This window comes from Brevibacterium sp. VCM10 (assembly GCF_000583215.1).
Taxonomy (GTDB): Bacteria; Actinomycetota; Actinomycetes; order Actinomycetales; family Brevibacteriaceae; genus Brevibacterium; species Brevibacterium linens.
In genome coordinates, this window is record NZ_JAJB01000034.1 from 44148 (window position 1) to 61329 (window position 17182).

Genomic DNA, 17182 nt, shown 5'->3' on the forward strand with positions numbered 1-17182 from the left:
CTGTCCTACGTTAATGTCGAGGAGCCGCAACCGGCTCCGACCACTGTCGAAAGGACAGGAATGCCAGTTCCTCACAGCCGCCGGGCCGTCATCGCCGGAGCGCTCGTCGCACTCTCTTTCACCGCCACCGCCTGCGGGCAGGGATCGCAGGCCGCGGAGGAGTCCGGGTCAGCGAATTTCGAGACCGTGACGATCAAGCACGCACTCGGCGAAGCGGTCATCGAGTCCGAGCCCCAGCGCGTCGTCACCCTCGGTCAGGGATCGACGGAGACCGCGATCGCGTTGGGCAAGACTCCGGTCGGTATGGAGGAATACGCCTGGGGATCCGATGACACCGGCTATATGCCGTGGATCTACGAGGCCGTGAAGGACAAGGGCGAGAAGCTGCCCGAGCAGTTCCAGGGCGATACGGAACTCGACGTCGAGGCCATTGCCGAACTCGAACCCGATGTCATCCTCGCTCCCTGGTCGGGAATCACGGCCGACCAGTATGAGCAGCTCGATGCCATCGCCCCGACCGTGGCTTACCCGAAGCAGCCGTGGACCATCGAATGGGATGAGCAGATCACCACGATCGGCAAGGCACTCGGTCAGGAAGAGGAATCCGTTGGGCTCGTCGACGACATCAAGACACAGCTGAAAGAAGCCGAGCGGGACGAGTACAAGGACCTCACATTCTCCTATATCTACAACTCCGGTCCCGGCACCCTCGGCGTCTTCTATCCCACCGAACAGCGCGTGGCGATGGTCTCGGCTCTCGGGCTGACCCCGGATCCGGTCATCGACGAACTGAAGAAGGAGTACGACGAGCCGGGAACGGATTCCGCGCTCATCGGCTTGGAGAACGCGGACAAGCTCAACGACTCGGACCTCATCTTCACCTTCTACTCCGATGCGAAGAACAAAAAGGAGATCGAATCGCAGGGACTGTACAAGAACATTCCGGCGATCAGATCCGGCGCCGTCGTGGCCTCCGAAGATCAGGCCTTCGTCACCGGATCCTCGATCATCAACCCGCTCACCGTCCCCTGGACGCTGGAGCGCTATGTGCCGATGATCGACAAAGCGGTGAAGAAGCTCGACAAGTAGGTCGACGGCGAAGCGGCAGCCGAATCAGCCGGGCGAGCTGGGCGCTCTCAATCGAGGGCGCTCAGCTTCTTCCATTCATCCCAGGAATAGACCCAATCCGAGATGTCGCTGTCATTGGTCGACAGGCTCACCTGCGAACCGGTGATCTCGACGGGATCACCGAAGATCGCGGAGTCATAGTACTCCTTCGCCCGCGCGGTGGTGAGGTTGACGCAGCCGTGCGAGACGTTCTGAGAACCCTGGACGCCCGCCGACCAGGGAGCGGCGTGGATGAATTCGCCGTTGTTGTGGATGCGCACAGCCCACTGGACATCGGTCTCGTAGTCCCACTGTTCGGAGGTCATCGTGTAGTCGGCGGCCTTCGACATCACCACGTGCGTGCCGTTGTACGAGGGTGACTTCGGTGCGCCGAGGGAGGCCGGGAAGTCCATGACCGTCTTGCCGTCACGGGTGACGGTCATCCGGTGGGTCTTCACGTCGGCCTTGACGACCTGTTTGCGTCCGATCTCGAAATCGAGGGTGAGATCGTTCTGTCCCACGCTGTTCTCACCCGTCGGCACGTCCTTGAGCGGAACGTCGACGGAGACCTTGGAATGAGCGGGCCAGAACTCCTTCGGACGGAAATGCAGGCGGGACTGCGGATCGTCATAGAGCCAACCCCACGAGCCTTCGACCTCACGCTCCTCGCCGTCCTCGTCGGTGACCTTGACCGAGAGTCGACGTTCCACATCGTCACGGAATTCCTCGGACACGGTGGAACCGAAGTTGAGCATGATGGGGGCGGCGACGCCGACCGTCTGATCATCGGCGAGTGTCGTGCGCACCGACATCGGAGCGCCGTCGCTGGCGTCGACGGTGATCGTTGCGTCGAGGTCGACTTCGTCTCCGTCGGCGGTGGTAGCGGTGACTTTTACGGTGTATTCGCTGTCGGCGACGAGGCCGTAGGTCGAGATCCAGGCGGCGGAGTCATCCGGGGCGGAGACCGCTTCGGCGTTGTCGGTGGGCTCGGACTCGGTGGAGGACGGTGTCGACGAACCGGCCTTTGCGTCCTCATCGGGCTCGAGTGCGGTGCCGGAGGCGTCGAAGAAGGTGCCGGGATCGTGCGCGATCCGGGGGTGAGCCTCCTCAGTGACGGAGATGTCACTGAGGTCGGCGTTCTCGACGGAGATGCCGATCCGCTGGCCGGCTTCCAGGTCGATCTCGTCGCCGGATTCGGTCACTTCGCCGAAGTCCCCGGCGCCGGGCATCGCGGTGGCCGCATCGGTGGACTGGCTCGGTTCCGCAGTGGAGGTCGCATCGTCACTGGGCTGCGAGGTCGACGTCGATTCGGACGCGGATTCTGCGTCCTCGGAGCTGATGGCTCCGACGCGGAATACGGGATCCTCGGCCGCCTCGGCGGTCTTGTTCGCGCCATCGCGGGTCGCATCGGGATCGTCGCTCGACGGGGTACACGCCGTGAGCAGGGCCAGTGCCGAAAGGGCGGCAATGGCCCCTTGGATCTTCGTGGACAACAGGGAAACCTCGTTAAAACACAGGGATGAGAACTGCGAATAATGGTAATGAAGCAAAATCACGAAAGTATTAACGAATTCGCTTTGCGGCCCCGATTTCGGGGCCCGGAGGTCAGTGCGGGCAGAGCTGACCAGGGCAGACGGGGGATAAGGGGAGTTGTGGAATTGTGATGTTGGGGAATAGAGGACTCCCCGTGCACCCGACAGAGCTCGCTTACCCTTGCTGCCTTCCGGCCCTGGGGGAGTTCACAAGATGACGCCGCACGGGGAGCCGTGAATCAGTCTAGTCGAGAGCGGCCTCGGTGAACAAAACGAGTGGGCGGGGCCACAGGGTAATCGGGTGCCGCAGGGCTCAACCGTTGTCGAGGCGGCCCTGCTCGATCCATTCCTTCTCCTTCTGGATCCATTCGTTGTCCTCGGGGAAATCCTCGGGACCGTTGATTCGCCGCACTTCGATCTGGGATCCGGCCTCCAGCGGAGCCTTCTTCGCCCAGGCGATAGCCTCGTCCTGGGAAGCGACTTCGACGATCCAGAATCCGTTGAACAGCTCCCGCAGACTGCCGTAGGCGCCGGGCGTCGAGGTCGGTTCGGGTCCGCCGAAGTCGACGACCGCGCCTTCGGAGGGATCGGCCAGACCTGCGCCGTCGGACATGACACCGGCGTTGATCATCGATTCGTTGTAGGCGCCCATGGCGGCGATCATCTCGTCGAAATCCGCCTCGGCCATCCGTTCGACGGCGGCCTGGTCGACTGTGCGCATGATGAGCATGAATTTCATGGTGACTCCTCTGTCAGTGCCGTGCCTGAGCGGAGTCGGCTGAGACCGCTCAGGCACTGCTCACGGCAAGCCTATGCCGAAACAGCCGTTCCAGGACATCATCTGCGGCCTGCATGATGCAGATACCACGCGCCTGCGCCGAAGACGATGCTCAGCACAATCTGCACCAGGCAGGCGAAGGCGAAGGCACTGTCGAACCCGACAGCGGCTGTGAAGGAGTGGAAGAGCGCACCGAGGAGTGCGACACCCACGGCGATGCCTGCTTGCTGCATCGTCGCGATGAGACCGCCGCTCAGTCCCGCGAGCCGGTCGGGGACGGCGCCGACGACTGTGCCCACCAGCGGACCGAACTGCATTGCCTGACCCGCGCCGAGGATGAGTGCAGGACCCTGGAACCACAGATGCCACCCGGCTCCCGCGCTCGAGGCGACCCATGCGACGCCGAGGAGTCCCGCAATCTGCAGCCCGGTGCCCAGCAGCATCGTGCCTGGACCGGTGAAAGATGCGACCAGGCGATGAACCACTAAGGAGGCGACGAGGAATGCGATGCAGAACACGGCGAGGGTGAGACCGGAGACATATGCCGGATCGGAGTGTCCGGTCTGTGAGAGCAGGGAGAAGTTGAAGAGGAAGGTGCCGAATCCAGCGAAGAAGACAAGAGCCATGAGCATTCCCGCCCACGCGGCCGGCACCGCGACGACGTCGGGCGGGATGAGTGGGAACCGGCCGGTCGCTGCGGCCCTCGACTGCCACAGAGCGAAAACCGTGAAGCACAGCGCACTGACTGTCAGCAGGATCGCCGGCATGGGCAGCCAGCCGGTGACAGGGCCCAGCGCCAGTCCGATGACGAGGCACATCATGCCCACGCCGAGGAGGACCGCACCGGGGGCGTCGAGGGGGGCTGGGTCGGTGCTGTGCGATTCGGTCAGTCGCAGGGAACCGAGGAAGGCGGCAGCGGCGGCGACCGCGCAGCTGAGGAATGCTGCCCGCCACCCCCAGGTATCGCCGAATGCCGAGATCAGGCCTCCGCCGAGTACCTGACCGCCGACGGTGCCGACTCCGGAGAACGCGCCGAAGAGGCTGATCGCCTTCAGCCGTGCGGCCCCGGAGAGCGAATGCTGGAAGCTCGCGAGGATCTGCGGCATCATCATCGCCGCTGCCGAGCCCTGGGCTGCGCGAGCCACGAGCAGGAAGAGCGGATCGGGTGCCAGTCCGACGGCTATTGAGGTGATGACGAGCGCGCCCGTGCCGATCATGAACAGGCGGCGACGCCCGAAGCGGTCCCCGATGCGACCGCAGAGGATGAGGCCGGAGGCAAAGGCGGCGGAGAACAGACCGACGATGAGGGCCGAGGTCGCATCACTCGCACCGATGTCGGCCTTCACCGCGGGGATTGCGACGTTCGAGACGGAGAACATGAACGTCGCGAGGAACGCACCGAGGTGGAGCGGCCAGAGGACTGGGGACGGCTGAGTCGGGGGCGCCGCGGGACCGGGTGCCGCCTCGGCGAGGGCCGAGGTCGGAACCGCAGCGGAGGAGGTCGATGATGTCTGCGTGTGGGAATCTCTCATGGATCCAGTCTGCGGTGGGCGGTGGGGGAGTGGGAGGGCGTGCTGATGGTGTTGGTCGGACCACCAGGTTGAGAGCGGTGACGGGGTGGAAGGGTGTGACCGTCGGGCGGACAATGGAGGCATGGCACAAGTGAGAACTGAGGAGCTCGGACGATTCCTGCGCTCGCGACGCAACCGGGTGCGGCCCTGCGAGGTCGGTCTCGCGTCGGGCACCCGGCGGAGGGTGCCGGGACTGCGGCGCGAAGAGGTCGCTGTGCTCGCGAACATCGGCACCAGTTGGTACACCTGGCTTGAGCAGGGGCGCGAGGTCCACCCCTCGGAGTCGGTGCTCGAATCCATCGCCGAGGCGCTCCTGCTCGACCGTGAGGAGCGTGCCCATCTCTTCCTGCTGGGCGGATACCCGGATCGAGTCGCGAACCCGGGGGACTCGGCGGTGGGAGATCAGGTCCGCACCTTGCTCGACGAACTGCTGCCGATGCCGGCGATGGTCACTGATCCGCGGTATACGATCCTCGCCTTCAACTCCGTCGAACGGTATCTCGCCTCCGACCTCGAAGCACTCGCTCCGGCCGACCGGAACTGCGCGATCCAGTCCTTCGAGAGCCCGGAATGGGCGCGGACCTTCCACTCCGACGACGGTCACCGGGCGCAGGTCGTGGCGAAGCTGCGTGCCTCGTACGCGGAGTCGATCGACGATCCGGAGTGGTCGCCGCTGCTGTCGCGGCTGCGCAGGAATCCGGAATTCTGCCGCCTGTGGGACTCGGGAACGGTCGGTCGATCTGTCGGGCGGGTCAAGACCATTGAGAACCCGTATGTGGGCACGCTCAAGCTGACGATGACGACGCTCATCGCGCAGGAGAACCAGAGGCTGACGCTCTCGGTCTATCAGCCGGTGGACACGGTGACGCGGTCCCGCTTGGAGACGCTGCACGGCTGGATCAACGACGGCAGCATCGAACGCCGACGGGAGGACGGGGCGCAGCCGCCGGCAGAACGGCATCTCCGCGCCGTCGCGGACTGAACCGTGTGCCGTCGGGTGATGAGGTCGCGGGATCGCGGTCGGACGTCGAGGTCGCGTGTTCACCTGCGGGAAGTGGGATGCTTCACACTCGGCCACCGCGATTTCGCATTGTCGTCATGACTCGGATAAGCTGATTCGCGGAGGATTCGCCTAGTGGCCTATGGCGCTCGCCTGGAACGCGGGTTGGGTTAACGCCCTCAGGGGTTCGAATCCCCTATCCTCCGCCACGGAAGTCCCGGTCTCGCAGTCAATGCGGGCCGGGACGTCGACGTTGAGATCCTAAGCTGGGACGAGACCACTTGTTCAGAGCGCTTTGACTTCATTCGAGTGGTCGTCGGACGCCGGTTTTCGGGCATCCATCACCTTTCGCGGCAAATCACCTCGGTCGCGGTATCTCCTACACGTGCTTACGCATCCCTCGTCGTTCCTGCCTTAACTCACCGGCGCAACGAGGCGGTTTGCCGCGAAACGTGAGGGGTGCTCCGCGAGACGGCAGCGGGCGACCGCCACAAGAACACAAATCGGATGACGGCTCATGGCGAAGTGCGTCATTGTGACGCCGTACGTCGGTCCGCGAAATCTGTCCGCCGCTTGTGGTCTGCGTCTCAGCAGTCTGGCACGGCACACCTGCACACATCTCGAGCGACTTAAGGGAACTGGCCCGATGATGTCGCAGCAACCGGTCCGGTGCGGACGCCGCAAACGCAAGCAGCCCGCAGTCAGCGGACACGGTGCTCATGCCAGTTTCGATGGGAAGGGACTCACAATGACGAACATCCACGCCAACCCGATCTACACCGGTGAGCCCGAAGACCTGAAGTTCGCCTACTGGGTGCCCAACGTCTCCGGCGGCCTGGTTGTGTCGAACATCGAACAGCGCACCGACTGGGGCTATGACTACAACGTCAAGCTCGCACAGACCGCCGAGGCGGTCGGCTACGAATACGCGCTCAGCCAGGTCCGTTACTTCTCCAGCTACGGCGCGGCCCAGCAGCACGAATCGACCGCCACGTCACTCGCGCTCGCCCTGGCCACCGAGAAGCTCAAGGTCATCGCCGCCATCCACCCTGGCATCTGGGAACCGGCCGTGCTCGCGAAGTTCATCCTCACCGCCGACCAGTTCAGCAAGGGCCGAGCTGCGATCAACGTCGTCTCCGGCTGGTTCAAGGACGAATACACCCGCCTCGGCCTGCCGTGGCTCGAACACGGCGAACGCTACCGCCGGTCCGCGGAGTTCATGGACGTCGTCCGCAAGCTCTTCACCGAGGAGAACGTCGAGTACCGCGGCAACTTCTACACCGTCGACGACTTCACCCTCCGCCCCGGTCCCTATCCGGTCGAAGGCCGCCCCCACCCGGAGATCTTCCAAGGCGGAAACTCGTCGGCTGCCCGCATCAACGGCGGCAAGCACGCCGACTGGTACTTCTCCAACGGCAAGGACTTCGACGGATTCCGCGAACAGTACGACGACGTCACCGAAGTGGCCCGCGCCCGCAATCGAAAGGTTCGTTTCGGACCCAACGGGTTCGCCATCGTCCGCGACACCCAAGCTGAAGCCCGCGAACAGCTGCGCGAGATCATCGCCAAAGCCGATGAGGGCGCCGTCGAAGGATTCCGCAAGTCCGTGCAGCAGGCCGGAGCCTCGACTCACGATAAGAAAGGCATGTGGGCGGACTCGAGCTTCGAAGACCTCGTCCAGTACAACGACGGCTTCCGCACTCAGCTCATCGGAACCCCCGAGCAGGTCGCCGACCGCATCATCGAATACAAGAAGATCGGCGTCGACCTCATCCTCACCGGCTTCCTCCACTTCCAGGAGGAACTCGAGGCTTTCGGCAAGACCGTCATCCCGATCGTGCGCGAGAAGGAAGCCGAACTCGTCAACAGGGGACTGCTCACGTCTGCCGGAGTCTGAACCTGGAGGCGAGGTTCCCTCAGGCCACGCTGAACGATGCGGACTTGAGCTTGAGCTTCGTCCGCAGCTGATCGCCGGTGAGGCTCTCGGTCTTTCCCTTCACCGAGGTGGCTTTCACCGTCTTCACCAGACCCGAGCCGGTCTTCGTCACCGCCACCGACCGGACGTCAGCCAGACCGAACGCCTTGGCCATATCGGCCTGCTTAGCCGTCACCGACCACGAGGCGTTCGGGTTCTTCGCGGAGGCATACTTCGACGGTGAGTCATCGACGGAGACGAGGTAGGGCACAGGGGATCCCCACACCTCGGCGGCCGAATGCGTCGTCGCCCCGGCAGAAGAGGAGTACACGGCGTCGATGAGGCTGCCCTTGTACGTCACGACTCGCGCGGACTTCACCGTCGGACCGCTCATCGTCTGGGTCGCCGCCACGGCCTTGCGCCACGGACCCGAATCGCCTGCGTTCTCATGAGTCCACCCGAGGAAACGCTGCGAGGCCACTTCGTCGTAGACATTGCAGTCGCATGCGGACTTCGGAGTGCCGAGGGTGCGATAGGCATAGGTGCGGGAGGCGATGGCCTGAGCACGCAGCGCCTCGGACTGCCATGATGCCGGCATCTCGGCGATGCCCGGCAGATATCCGCTGTTGAGACCCACCACGTTGATGACATTGAGCGAGCTCTTCAGCTGCCCGATCTCGATCCGCCCGTGCCGGTAGACGCCGGTCGCCCCGTTCTGTGCACCGCTGACCGACACCGTCGCCGCCGAGGATGACTTCCAATAGCGTGTTCCCTGCCATTCGACGATGAGCTTCGAGGCCGCATAGCTCTTCGACCCGACCTTCGCCTTGACCGAACCGGACGAGGTGCGCTCGACCGTGACCGTCGCCCCCGACTCGACGGTCTTCGACCCGATCTTGACCCTCAGTTTCCCGGACCGGGGAGTGATCGTCACCGACTTCTTCCCGGTCAGCAGCTGCACCCGCAGCCTGTCGTCGGCGTTCTTCGACATCGTCGTGACCTTCGCACCTGTGTAGTAGTGCTGCAGGATCTGCGTCGAGGACTTTCCGGCCGCCGCCATCCCGCGTGCTCCGTACTGGCTCATGCCGACACCGTGGCCGAACCCCGACCCCTTGATCGCGAATGACGAGGGCGGCTTCGCTGGCGTCACCTTCGCCCCGGACTTCTTCCACTCCGTCCCGATCGCCCCCGCGGTCGGATACGCGGCGTTCGCGGGGGACGGGGCTGCGAAGAGCGTGAGGAGCAGTCCGATGAGAACGGCCGCGAGGGCAGGAGTCGTCGCCTTGACGAACGGGAAAGCTGGCATGAGTAGATCATAAGCGGGGCTGTCAATACCCCAGGTGTCGAACAGACGAACTCCCCGGAACGATCGTTCCGGGGAGCTCGTCGAGGCTTGCCCTGATCGGTTCGACGTTTCCCTCGCCGAGGCGGTTCCGCCTCGGCGAAAGAGGCATCGTTCCAGGTCAGCTGAAGTTATCAGCGATTGCCTTGTTGAAGGCGTCGAGGTCGCCGGGGTCACGGGAGGTGATGAGGTTGCCGTCGACGACCACCTCGGTGTCGGTCCACTCGGCTCCGGCGTTGATGAGGTCGGTCTTCGTCGAGATGAACGACGTCAGCTTCCGTCCCTTGGCCACTCCCGCCTCGGCGAGGATCCACGGCGCATGGCAGATGGCCGCGACCGGTTTGTCGGCGGCGAAGAACGCCTTGACGAGGTTGACTGCCTCCTCATTCAGACGCAGGGCATCGGCGTTGAGAGTGCCGCCGGGCAGGACGAGGGCGTCGAAGTCATCGACCGAGGCCTCGGCGACGGGAACGTCGACGTCGAAGGTCTTCGCGTGCTCCCAATCGCCTTCCATCGCCTGCAGAGTCCCCTCTGAGGGGGAGACGATGACGGTCGTCGCTCCGGCCTCGTCGAGGGCTGTGCGGGGGCTGGTCAGTTCGACCTGCTCAACGCCGCGGGTGAGGAGGAACGCGATCTTCTTGTCCGAGAGTGCCATGATGGTGCTCCTTGTCGGTTGTGATTGGTGAGATTGTCGAATCTGACATGGGCTCGGCTGGCCGAAACCTCGAGGCCGACGTGCGGCTGAACCGACACCCACGCTGGGCTCAACAACGAAGAATACCGATCTGTTCCAGACCGCGACGAACGCATTCCCCTGGCCGAGGTCACCAGGGGAATGCGATTCGGGGATGCGAGACGCTCGAGGGGTACGTTTCGTAGGCCCGGCGGACGGCTCAGATGTTCGGGAACTCGAGGCTGTAGCCGATGCCGGACTGCGACGCCGAGGTGATCTTCACAGTGCCGTAGTGATTCTTGCCGGCAGCGGTGACGGTGCAGTTCTGCGATCCGCTGTGGGAGAAGATCCGCAGGTCGGAATAGCAGTCGACGGTGTCGACCGTGGTGCCCTGCTTGGCGTAGGCGTTCTTGATGTCCGCCTCGAGAACGTCGGCGGGGATCTTGCCGTTGCCGTCGGCGTCGAGTTCGACTCCGTCTTCGCCGATCCGCGGGCCCTGGTAGCCGTTGTCGGTCGTGCTGCTCGACGACGATGATCCGCTCGAGGTGGAGTCGCTCGAGGACGACGATCCGGTCGACGACGAGCCGTTCGAGGTGGAGGAGCCACTCGCCGAGGAGGCGCTGGACGAATCGGTGGATCCGCCGCTGCCGGTGGTGCCGTTGTCGCTAGTGCCGTTATCGCTCGTGCCGGTCGAACCCGAACCGGCGGAGTCCGAGGTGGAGCCGGAATCCGATGCCGGTTCTTCGGCGGTCGTCTCGGTGTCCTCGGTCTGCTGCTCCTGCTGGCCGTCCTGGCCCTGTTCCTGTCCCTGGCCTTCCGGGCCGAAGGTGATGTTCATATCGCAGGCCGAGAGCGTCAGGGTCGCGGCGACGGCTCCGGCAACGGTGATGGTCTTGAGAAGTGTCTGTGCCTTCATGATCTGCTCCTGGTCTCGTGTGCAAAAGGCTGTCGGTGTTTCGTACAAGACAAGCCTCTCAGCGCGGAGCCGTGACCTGGGCCGATTCGTGTTCGGATCCGGTGACGCATGTTCCAGGACGGACACATCGGCCTATTCTGGGACTGTGTTCGGCTTCGGCGCCGAAGAAGATCGAGAATTCTTCGGCGCTGATGTCGAGAACACCTGTCCGGCTGCGTCCCAGACATGTCAGCGAGCACAACCCGTGCGAGCGGCACGAGACAAGGAGACCATCATGGCCAAGTACCTCATGCTCAAGCACTATCGGATGCCGGAGCAGTATATGGATTACACCCCGATGGATCAGTGGAGTCCCGAGGAGGTCGACGCGCATGTGGCGTACATGAACGCCTTCGCCGACAAGCTCAAGGACTCCGGCGAATTCGTCGACTCCCAGGCGCTCTCGCCCGAGGGCACCTTCGTCCGATCCGGCGGACCGGGCGAGCCTCCGGTCACCGACGGTCCCTTCCCGGAGACGAAGGACCTCATCGCCGGGTGGATGGTCATCGACGTCGAGAACTACGACCGCGCTCTCGAACTTGCCGGTGAGCTGTCCGCGGCACCGGGCAAGGGAGGGGAGCCGATCTACGAATGGCTCGAACTGCGCCCCTTCCTCGGCCAGGCACCCAGCGTGGCCGAATGATCAGGGAAGCGAACGGAGTCCGCGATGATCGATCCGGATCCCCTCGCCGAGACGGAGCTGCGTGAGCTCGTCCCCGCCGTGATCGGCATCCTCGTCAGCCGTGGAGCAGACTTCCCGACCGCCGAGGATGCCGTTCAGGACGCGCTCATCGAAGCACTGCGATCGTGGCCTACCGACCCGCCCCGTGACCGACGCGGCTGGCTCGTGACGGTGGCATGGCGGAAGTTCCTCGATGCCGTGCGATCCGAAGGATCGCGGATGAAACGCGAGGAACGGGTCATGGCCGCCACCCTCGCCGCACCCGGAACCTCGTCCGAACCCGGGACCGACGGCGTCCCGAACGCCGATGACACCCTCGACCTCTACATCCTCTGCGCCCATCCCGACCTCAGCCCCGCCTCGGCGGTGGCCCTGACCCTGCGGGCGGTGGGTGGACTGACGACGAAGCAGATCGCCGCAGCCTATATGGTGCCCGAGCCGACGATGGCCCAGCGCATCAGCCGCGCCAAGGCCACGATCGCAGGGGCGCGGCTCAACCGGCCCGGCGACCTGTCCTCGGTGCTCACCACCCTCTACCTCGTGTTCAACGAAGGTCACTCGGGAGACGTCGACCTCGTCGCCGAGGCGATCCGCCTGACGCGCACGCTTACGTCGATGATCGACTCCGCCGAGGTGGACGGACTGCTCGCCCTCATGCTCCTCCACCACGCCCGCCGCGACGCCCGGTTCGCCCCGGACGGCCGACTCATCGCCCTGGCCGATCAGGACCGCACCCTGTGGGATCGACGGCTCATCGTCGAGGGCATTGATCTCCTGCAGGCGGCGCTTGGTCGGGACGAACTCGGCCAATATCAGGCACAGGCCGCCATCGCGGCTCTCCACGCCGATGCGCAGAACGTCGAGGACACCGACTGGGTGCAGATCGTTCAGTGGTACGACGAACTGCTGTCCCTGCGCGATACACCGATCGTGCGACTCAACCGGGCCGTGGCCGTCGGGGCGGCCGATGGACCCGCGGCGGGCCTGACCGAACTGCGGGGCCTGGACGAGAGCCTGCCGCGCTACTTCGCCGTCGAAGCGCACCTGCGCGAACGGGCAGGAGAGCCGCAGGCGGCCGCCGAGCTCTACGCACGGGCCGCCGAACGCGCCGGCAGCCTCGCCGAACGTGACCATCTCAACCGGCAGGCGGCACGCGTTCGGTCGGGACAGGATGACCGCATTCGGCCTCGTCGACGGTGACGGTGGTGTTCACGGTCTCGGTCGGCCGCCTCGGCGAGCGAGGTTGATCACTCCTGTCGGCAGATGACATCGAAGCGCGCCTGCGGCGGACTACGATCGAATGGAGCACTCTGCTCACCACTCCATGTCAGCGATCCCGTCACCGGGGTCCGTTCCCGATGCCGAAAGAGGCCGAACCCGTTTGAGCCACCTGCAGGAGTTCTTCCGCATCCCACCGGGCGAACGCGACCATATCCCCGCGTCCCGCATCGCCCTGGGAGTCGCCATCCCGCTCCTCGTGCTGCTCGGAATCGACCGCCTCGACCTCGCCGTCTATGCCGCCTTCGGCGCATTCACCGGCATCTACGCGCGCTTCGAATCCCCACGATCGCGGACCAGACGCCAGTCGATCGCGGCCGCCGTCCTCGTCGTCTGCGTGGGCATCGGGGCCCTGCTCAGCAGCCTCGGAGCCTCGGTGTGGGTGCTCGTCGTCATCACTTCGCTCGTGTCTGGCGCGGGTGCGGCCATCGCCCTGCGCTTCCGGCTCAAACCCGGCGGGTCGATCTTCTTCATCTTCGCCACCGGAGCCGTCGGATCCATTCCGAGCGGCGCATCGGTGCCGGTGGCAATGGGTGTGGCGGCCGCCTCGGCGCTGGTGTGCATCGGTCTCGGAGCGCTTGCCCACTTCGCCGGGGAACGCATGCCTCCGGAGAAGGAGACCTATGTGCGGGTGGGGCTGTCGCCGGTGGGCAAGGCTGATCTGGCAGCCCACGCCGCCCGATTCACGATCGCCCCGTTCGTCGCCGGAGTTCTGGGCACCCTGCTCATCGATGTGCTGCCGCTTCTGTCCCACAGCTATTGGGCGATGGTCGCGGCGGTCGCCCCGATCACTCCGCCCGGCCGCTCGGCCCGTCTCAAGCGCGGCGTCCAGCGTGTGGTCGGAACCCTGCTGGGCGTGATCGTCACCGCGTTCCTGCTGTCGTTCCCCACCGAGGCGTGGCAGCTGGTGGTGTGGGTGATCCTGCTGCAGTTCCTCGCCGAGATCTACGTGCTGCGCAACTATTCGGTGGCGCTGCTCTTCATCACACCGCTGGCCCTGCTCATGACTCAGATCGGCGCCCCGCACCAGGTTCCGGAGCTGCTGGCCTCCCGCGCCATCGAAACCGTCATCGGTGCCGCCGTCGGCATGATCGTCGTCATCGTCGGCTTCAGCAATGCGAAGAGATCACGCGCCGAGATCGATGCTTCACCTCATGTTGATGCTGACGACTGAGCCGGACTGCCGACAGAACTTCTGCCACGTCGCCTGTGCGTCGGCTATCATCGGCTCACACCGATGCGCACATTCGGCGCCGACACGGACCCGATCCGGGAGGGCACCATGACCACCAGCACCGAAGTGCTCGCCACTCTGGCCTCGCTCGAGGATGAGAAGATCCGTGCCGTCAACGCCCGCCACGGCGACGACCACGCGGTCAACCTCACGAAGCTGCGGGCCGTAGCGAAAGACCTGAAGAAGAACGATGACCTCGCCGCTGGACTCTGGGCGACGGGAGACACCGCGGCCCGCCTCGTCGCAATTCTCATCATGCGCCCGAAGGCCTGGACTCAAGCACAGCTCGATGAGATGCTGCGTGACTCCCGAGTCCCGAAGGTCCACGGGTGGCTGGTCAATTACATCGTCAAGAAGTCACCCCACGCCGAGGCGCTGCGCCGGGACTGGATGGACGATCCGGACCCGGTGGTCGGCTCGGCCGGGTGGGCGCTGACGAGCGAGCGGGTGAACCGGAAACCCGATGGCCTCGAACTGTCCGGACTGTTGGACACAATCGAAGCGGAGATGGCGGAGGCACCCGAACGTCTGCAGTGGGCGATGAACGAGACGCTGTCCTATATCGGCATCGAGAACCCGGACCTGCGGAACCGGGCCATCGACATCGGTGAGCGCCTCGGCGTGCTCCGTGACTACCCGACCTCACCGGGATGCACCTCGCCCTTCGCCCCGACGTGGATCACGGAGATGGTGGCCCGCAGCGCGGCGAAGTGAGCCGCGGTGCTGCTTCTACATCTTGGGGTGGCGGGTGTGGAAGTCCGTGACCTGCTGGAAGGCGTGACCGGCGGCCAGAACGTGCGCTTCGTGGAAGTCACCGCCGACGAACTGGGCTGCCAGGGGAGTGTTCCGTTCGGTGAACCCTGCAGGCAGAGTGATCGACGGCATTCCGCAGTTGTCGATCGGTGCCGTCGGCACGGTGACCGCGGCGAACAGCTTCTGGTCGGAACCCAGGTTCGCCATCTGCGCGATCGTCGGTGAGCCGACGCCGATTCCCGGCAGCAGGAGCAGATCGATATCGGCCATGAGGGTGCGCATTCGGCCGGTGAAGTCTCTCCGCGATTCGAGCAGCCGGTGGTAGTCGATGGCGGAGAGTCCGCGCCCGATCTCGATGAGACCGGACAGGTCGGGACCGTATTCGTCCGCCCGGGCCGTGTACGTCTCCGAGTGGACACCGGCGGTCTCGACCGCGCACAGAGCAGTCCATTCCTTGGCCGCGGCCTCAAACCCGGGAGTCTCGACCTCGAGCACCCGCCAGCCCAGGTCGGTCACCGTTTCGATGGTGTCCTCGAGCATCGCATTCGTCGCGGCGTCGAAGTGCTCTTCGGCCAGCTTGCGGTCGAAACCGACGACCGGGGCGCGGTCGACGCGCAACGTCTGCGGGTAGTCCGGTACCGGTTCGAGCGACGAGGTGGGATCGGCCGGATCGTGACCGGCGATGGCCCGTAGCACGATCGCGGCATCACGGGAGCTGCGGGTCATCGGCCCGATGTGATCGAGGCTGGGAGCGAGTGCGAAGATGCCGTGGCGGGAGACCCGGCCCCAGGTCGGCTTGAGCCCAGTGACGCCATTGGCCGAGGACGGAAGGCGGATCGATCCGCCGGTGTCCGAGCCGAGAGCGGCGAAGCAGAGACCGGCTGCAGTGGCCACACCGGACCCCGAGGAGGACACCCCTGACCAGGCGTCGGCATCCCACGGGTTGACCGGGGTCGGCAGGTCGGGATGGTGACCGGCGAACGCCCCCTCGGTCAGACGCAGTTTGCCGAGGATGACGGCTCCGGCGGTTCGCAGTCGAGCGACGACGGTGGCATCGTAATCTGGTCGGAAGTCGGCATGGATCGTGGTACCTGCACCGGTCGGTGCGTCGTGGGTGTTCGCAAGATCCTTCACCGCCACGGGGACACCGTGCAGATCGCCGAGCCAGTTCCCGCGGGACAGGAGCGCATCGGCGCGGTCGGCCTCGGCGAGGGCGGATTCAGTCATGACCGTGGCGAAGGCCTGGAGCCGGGGTTCGAGGTCGGCGATGCGTTCGAGCATCGCTTCGGTGACCTCGCGCGAGGTCAGCTGCCTGGTCCGAATGAGTGTTGAGACTTCGTGGAGTTCGAGGAACGGAATCTCGGTGCTCGTCGGTGTGGTCATCATGCCTCCCAGCATCGGTTTCCCTCACCCTAGCCGATCTTCTCACCAGGGGGAATAGTGATTTCCAGGGCTATGCTCCGGCCAGTTCCCGCAGTGCTTGGATGTGTGCCTCGAGTCGTCTGCTCCCGTTTTTGCTGATCGAGACCCAGGTGCGCGGGCGTTTGCCCACGTACCCTTTCTTCACCTCGACCATTCCGGACTTCTCGAGTGCGGTGATGTGCCGGGAGAGCACGGAATCGGAGACGCCGAGACTGTCGCGCAGCAGTTTGAACTCGGCTCTGTCCCGGTTCTTCAGGCTCGAGACGATGCCGAGCCGCGTGGGGTTGTTGAGCTCCGGTTCGAGGCGGGTCAGGGAATCGCCGAGGTGGGGGATCGTTTCGTCTTCGGTGTACGCGTCCTCTGGTTCGGTTGCGGAGTTCTGTTTCGCAGTCATCGTCGGTCCCTCCTCAGCGGCGCAGGGCCAGCAGGGAGAAGACCGGGGCGGCGACCCACAGCAGTCCTGCGGCGATGAACGGGATCGGACCGCTGGCTGCGAACGAATCGGCCATGACGCCGGCGATGAAGGCGACGATGATGACGCCCAGCCATGTCAGCAGCAGGGCCGTGGAGCGGCGGCTCCAGGACAGGGCCTTGGCGAGGTAGACGACCAGGGCGGGAATGATCCAGCACAGTCCGGCTCCGGCGATGATCAGCTGGGTGGTGTTGTCGTCGATGATGCCGATGGCCATGAGTCCGACGGAGAGCCCGGCAGAGAGGACGAAGAGCAGTGTGACCAGCGGCCACGCATCGCCGCTGCGCGCCTGGGACTGGTTCGCTTCGACCTGGCTGAGAAGATCTGCAGCCTGGTGTGGGGTGGGGTTCGCGTTCATGTCGGTTCCTCTGATTGGGGGTTGCTCTGTGGAAGTAATTCCACGGTACCAACTACTTTCCACATTGGAAAGTACTTTCACCAAAAACTTCCCCATTACTACCTGACGGC

General features: G+C 64.8%; 16 protein-coding genes, 1 tRNA gene and 1 other RNA gene. 8 read left to right on the top strand and 10 right to left on the bottom strand.

Translation table 11 applies throughout. The features are described from left to right. Positions 1 to 60: 60 nt before the first annotated feature. Positions 61 to 1089, top strand: coding sequence for an iron-siderophore ABC transporter substrate-binding protein (locus AD89_RS0111030; protein WP_025778830.1), 1029 nt, complete (start codon positions 61 to 63; stop codon positions 1087 to 1089). A 47-nt stretch (positions 1090 to 1136) separates the two neighbouring features. On the opposite strand, the gene AD89_RS20490 is transcribed toward AD89_RS0111030, so the two are convergent. The 4 genes from AD89_RS20490 to AD89_RS0111045 all read right to left on the bottom strand — a co-directional run bounded on the left by AD89_RS20490 (position 1137) and on the right by AD89_RS0111045 (position 4949). After that, positions 1137 to 2600 carry a L,D-transpeptidase gene (locus AD89_RS20490; RefSeq protein ID WP_025778832.1) on the bottom strand — a complete coding sequence of 488 codons (1464 nt, stop codon included), beginning with the start codon at positions 2598 to 2600 and terminating at the stop codon, positions 1137 to 1139. Positions 2601 to 2780: 180 nt separating this feature from the next. Further along, positions 2781 to 2876, bottom strand: an RNA gene (ffs, locus tag AD89_RS19690) — signal recognition particle sRNA small type. Between the two features lie 76 nt (positions 2877 to 2952). Further along, positions 2953 to 3378 carry a YciI family protein gene (locus AD89_RS0111040; protein ID WP_025778834.1) on the bottom strand — a complete coding sequence of 142 codons (426 nt, stop codon included), beginning with the start codon at positions 3376 to 3378 and terminating at the stop codon, positions 2953 to 2955. A gap of 98 nt (positions 3379 to 3476) precedes the next feature. Further along, positions 3477 to 4949 (bottom strand): MFS transporter, encoded by a 1473-nt coding sequence (locus tag AD89_RS0111045; protein ID WP_025778836.1) that lies wholly within the window; start codon positions 4947 to 4949, stop codon positions 3477 to 3479. A 121-nt stretch (positions 4950 to 5070) separates the two neighbouring features. Here AD89_RS0111045 and AD89_RS0111050 point away from each other — a divergent pair, with 121 nt between their 5' ends. The 3 genes from AD89_RS0111050 (at position 5071) to sfnG (ending at position 7885) form a co-directional block, all read left to right on the top strand. Further along, on the top strand, positions 5071 to 5970 hold the full coding sequence (locus AD89_RS0111050) for a helix-turn-helix transcriptional regulator (protein WP_025778838.1): 900 nt from the start codon (positions 5071 to 5073) through the stop codon (positions 5968 to 5970). A gap of 139 nt (positions 5971 to 6109) precedes the next feature. Then, positions 6110 to 6197, top strand: a tRNA-Ser gene (locus AD89_RS0111055). 539 nt (positions 6198 to 6736) lie between these two features. After that, complete coding sequence (gene sfnG, locus AD89_RS0111060; RefSeq protein ID WP_051505221.1) at positions 6737 to 7885, top strand: dimethylsulfone monooxygenase SfnG; 1149 nt, start codon at positions 6737 to 6739, stop codon at positions 7883 to 7885. A gap of 19 nt (positions 7886 to 7904) precedes the next feature. Here sfnG and AD89_RS0111065 read toward each other — a convergent pair whose 3' ends face one another. From AD89_RS0111065 to AD89_RS19325, 3 genes are all read right to left on the bottom strand, one after another. Beyond that, a complete protein-coding gene (locus AD89_RS0111065) occupies positions 7905 to 9209 on the bottom strand; it encodes a SpoIID/LytB domain-containing protein (protein ID WP_025778842.1) in 1305 nt (434 codons plus the stop codon). A gap of 157 nt (positions 9210 to 9366) precedes the next feature. Next, positions 9367 to 9900: a type 1 glutamine amidotransferase domain-containing protein gene (locus AD89_RS0111070; protein WP_025778843.1), complete on the bottom strand. Its 534-nt coding sequence runs from the start codon at positions 9898 to 9900 to the stop codon at positions 9367 to 9369. Between the two features lie 238 nt (positions 9901 to 10138). After that, on the bottom strand, positions 10139 to 10834 hold the full coding sequence (locus AD89_RS19325) for a hypothetical protein (protein WP_025778846.1): 696 nt from the start codon (positions 10832 to 10834) through the stop codon (positions 10139 to 10141). Positions 10835 to 11108: 274 nt separating this feature from the next. Between AD89_RS19325 and AD89_RS0111080 the strand changes: the two genes are divergently transcribed. The 4 genes from AD89_RS0111080 to AD89_RS0111095 all read left to right on the top strand — a co-directional run bounded on the left by AD89_RS0111080 (position 11109) and on the right by AD89_RS0111095 (position 14781). Continuing rightward, the gene (locus AD89_RS0111080; RefSeq protein WP_025778848.1) at positions 11109 to 11516 is read left to right on the top strand and encodes a YciI family protein; all 408 of its coding nucleotides are present in this window, start codon (positions 11109 to 11111) and stop codon (positions 11514 to 11516) included. A gap of 24 nt (positions 11517 to 11540) precedes the next feature. Then, the gene (locus tag AD89_RS0111085) at positions 11541 to 12755 is read left to right on the top strand and encodes an RNA polymerase sigma factor (protein ID WP_025778850.1); all 1215 of its coding nucleotides are present in this window, start codon (positions 11541 to 11543) and stop codon (positions 12753 to 12755) included. 181 nt (positions 12756 to 12936) lie between these two features. After that, complete coding sequence (locus AD89_RS0111090; RefSeq protein ID WP_025778852.1) at positions 12937 to 14007, top strand: FUSC family protein; 1071 nt, start codon at positions 12937 to 12939, stop codon at positions 14005 to 14007. Positions 14008 to 14115: 108 nt separating this feature from the next. Next, positions 14116 to 14781, top strand: a complete 666-nt coding sequence (locus AD89_RS0111095) for a DNA alkylation repair protein (protein WP_025778853.1) — start codon at positions 14116 to 14118, stop codon at positions 14779 to 14781. 15 nt (positions 14782 to 14796) lie between these two features. Here the strand turns inward: AD89_RS0111095 and AD89_RS0111100 are convergent, their stop codons facing one another. The 3 genes from AD89_RS0111100 to AD89_RS0111110 all read right to left on the bottom strand — a co-directional run bounded on the left by AD89_RS0111100 (position 14797) and on the right by AD89_RS0111110 (position 17072). After that, the gene (locus AD89_RS0111100) at positions 14797 to 16206 is read right to left on the bottom strand and encodes an amidase (protein ID WP_155807419.1); all 1410 of its coding nucleotides are present in this window, start codon (positions 16204 to 16206) and stop codon (positions 14797 to 14799) included. Between the two features lie 67 nt (positions 16207 to 16273). After that, positions 16274 to 16636: a transcriptional regulator gene (locus AD89_RS18475; RefSeq protein ID WP_025778857.1), complete on the bottom strand. Its 363-nt coding sequence runs from the start codon at positions 16634 to 16636 to the stop codon at positions 16274 to 16276. A 13-nt stretch (positions 16637 to 16649) separates the two neighbouring features. Beyond that, positions 16650 to 17072 (bottom strand): hypothetical protein, encoded by a 423-nt coding sequence (locus AD89_RS0111110; RefSeq protein ID WP_025778859.1) that lies wholly within the window; start codon positions 17070 to 17072, stop codon positions 16650 to 16652. Between the last annotated feature and the right edge of the window lie 110 nt (positions 17073 to 17182).

Coding starts and splice junctions, on each gene's coding strand:
- AD89_RS0111030 (WP_025778830.1), top strand. CDS start 61: ATGCCAGTTCCTCACAGCCGCCGGGCCGTCATCGCCGGAGCGCTCGTC.
- AD89_RS0111040 (WP_025778834.1), bottom strand. CDS start 3,378: ATGAAATTCATGCTCATCATGCGCACAGTCGACCAGGCCGCCGTCGAA.
- AD89_RS0111045 (WP_025778836.1), bottom strand. CDS start 4,949: ATGAGAGATTCCCACACGCAGACATCATCGACCTCCTCCGCTGCGGTT.
- AD89_RS0111050 (WP_025778838.1), top strand. CDS start 5,071: ATGGCACAAGTGAGAACTGAGGAGCTCGGACGATTCCTGCGCTCGCGA.
- sfnG (WP_051505221.1), top strand. CDS start 6,737: ATGACGAACATCCACGCCAACCCGATCTACACCGGTGAGCCCGAAGAC.
- AD89_RS0111065 (WP_025778842.1), bottom strand. CDS start 9,209: ATGCCAGCTTTCCCGTTCGTCAAGGCGACGACTCCTGCCCTCGCGGCC.
- AD89_RS0111070 (WP_025778843.1), bottom strand. CDS start 9,900: ATGGCACTCTCGGACAAGAAGATCGCGTTCCTCCTCACCCGCGGCGTT.
- AD89_RS19325 (WP_025778846.1), bottom strand. CDS start 10,834: ATGAAGGCACAGACACTTCTCAAGACCATCACCGTTGCCGGAGCCGTC.
- AD89_RS0111080 (WP_025778848.1), top strand. CDS start 11,109: ATGGCCAAGTACCTCATGCTCAAGCACTATCGGATGCCGGAGCAGTAT.
- AD89_RS0111085 (WP_025778850.1), top strand. CDS start 11,541: ATGATCGATCCGGATCCCCTCGCCGAGACGGAGCTGCGTGAGCTCGTC.
- AD89_RS0111095 (WP_025778853.1), top strand. CDS start 14,116: ATGACCACCAGCACCGAAGTGCTCGCCACTCTGGCCTCGCTCGAGGAT.
- AD89_RS0111100 (WP_155807419.1), bottom strand. CDS start 16,206: ATGATGACCACACCGACGAGCACCGAGATTCCGTTCCTCGAACTCCAC.
- AD89_RS18475 (WP_025778857.1), bottom strand. CDS start 16,636: ATGACTGCGAAACAGAACTCCGCAACCGAACCAGAGGACGCGTACACC.
- AD89_RS0111110 (WP_025778859.1), bottom strand. CDS start 17,072: ATGAACGCGAACCCCACCCCACACCAGGCTGCAGATCTTCTCAGCCAG.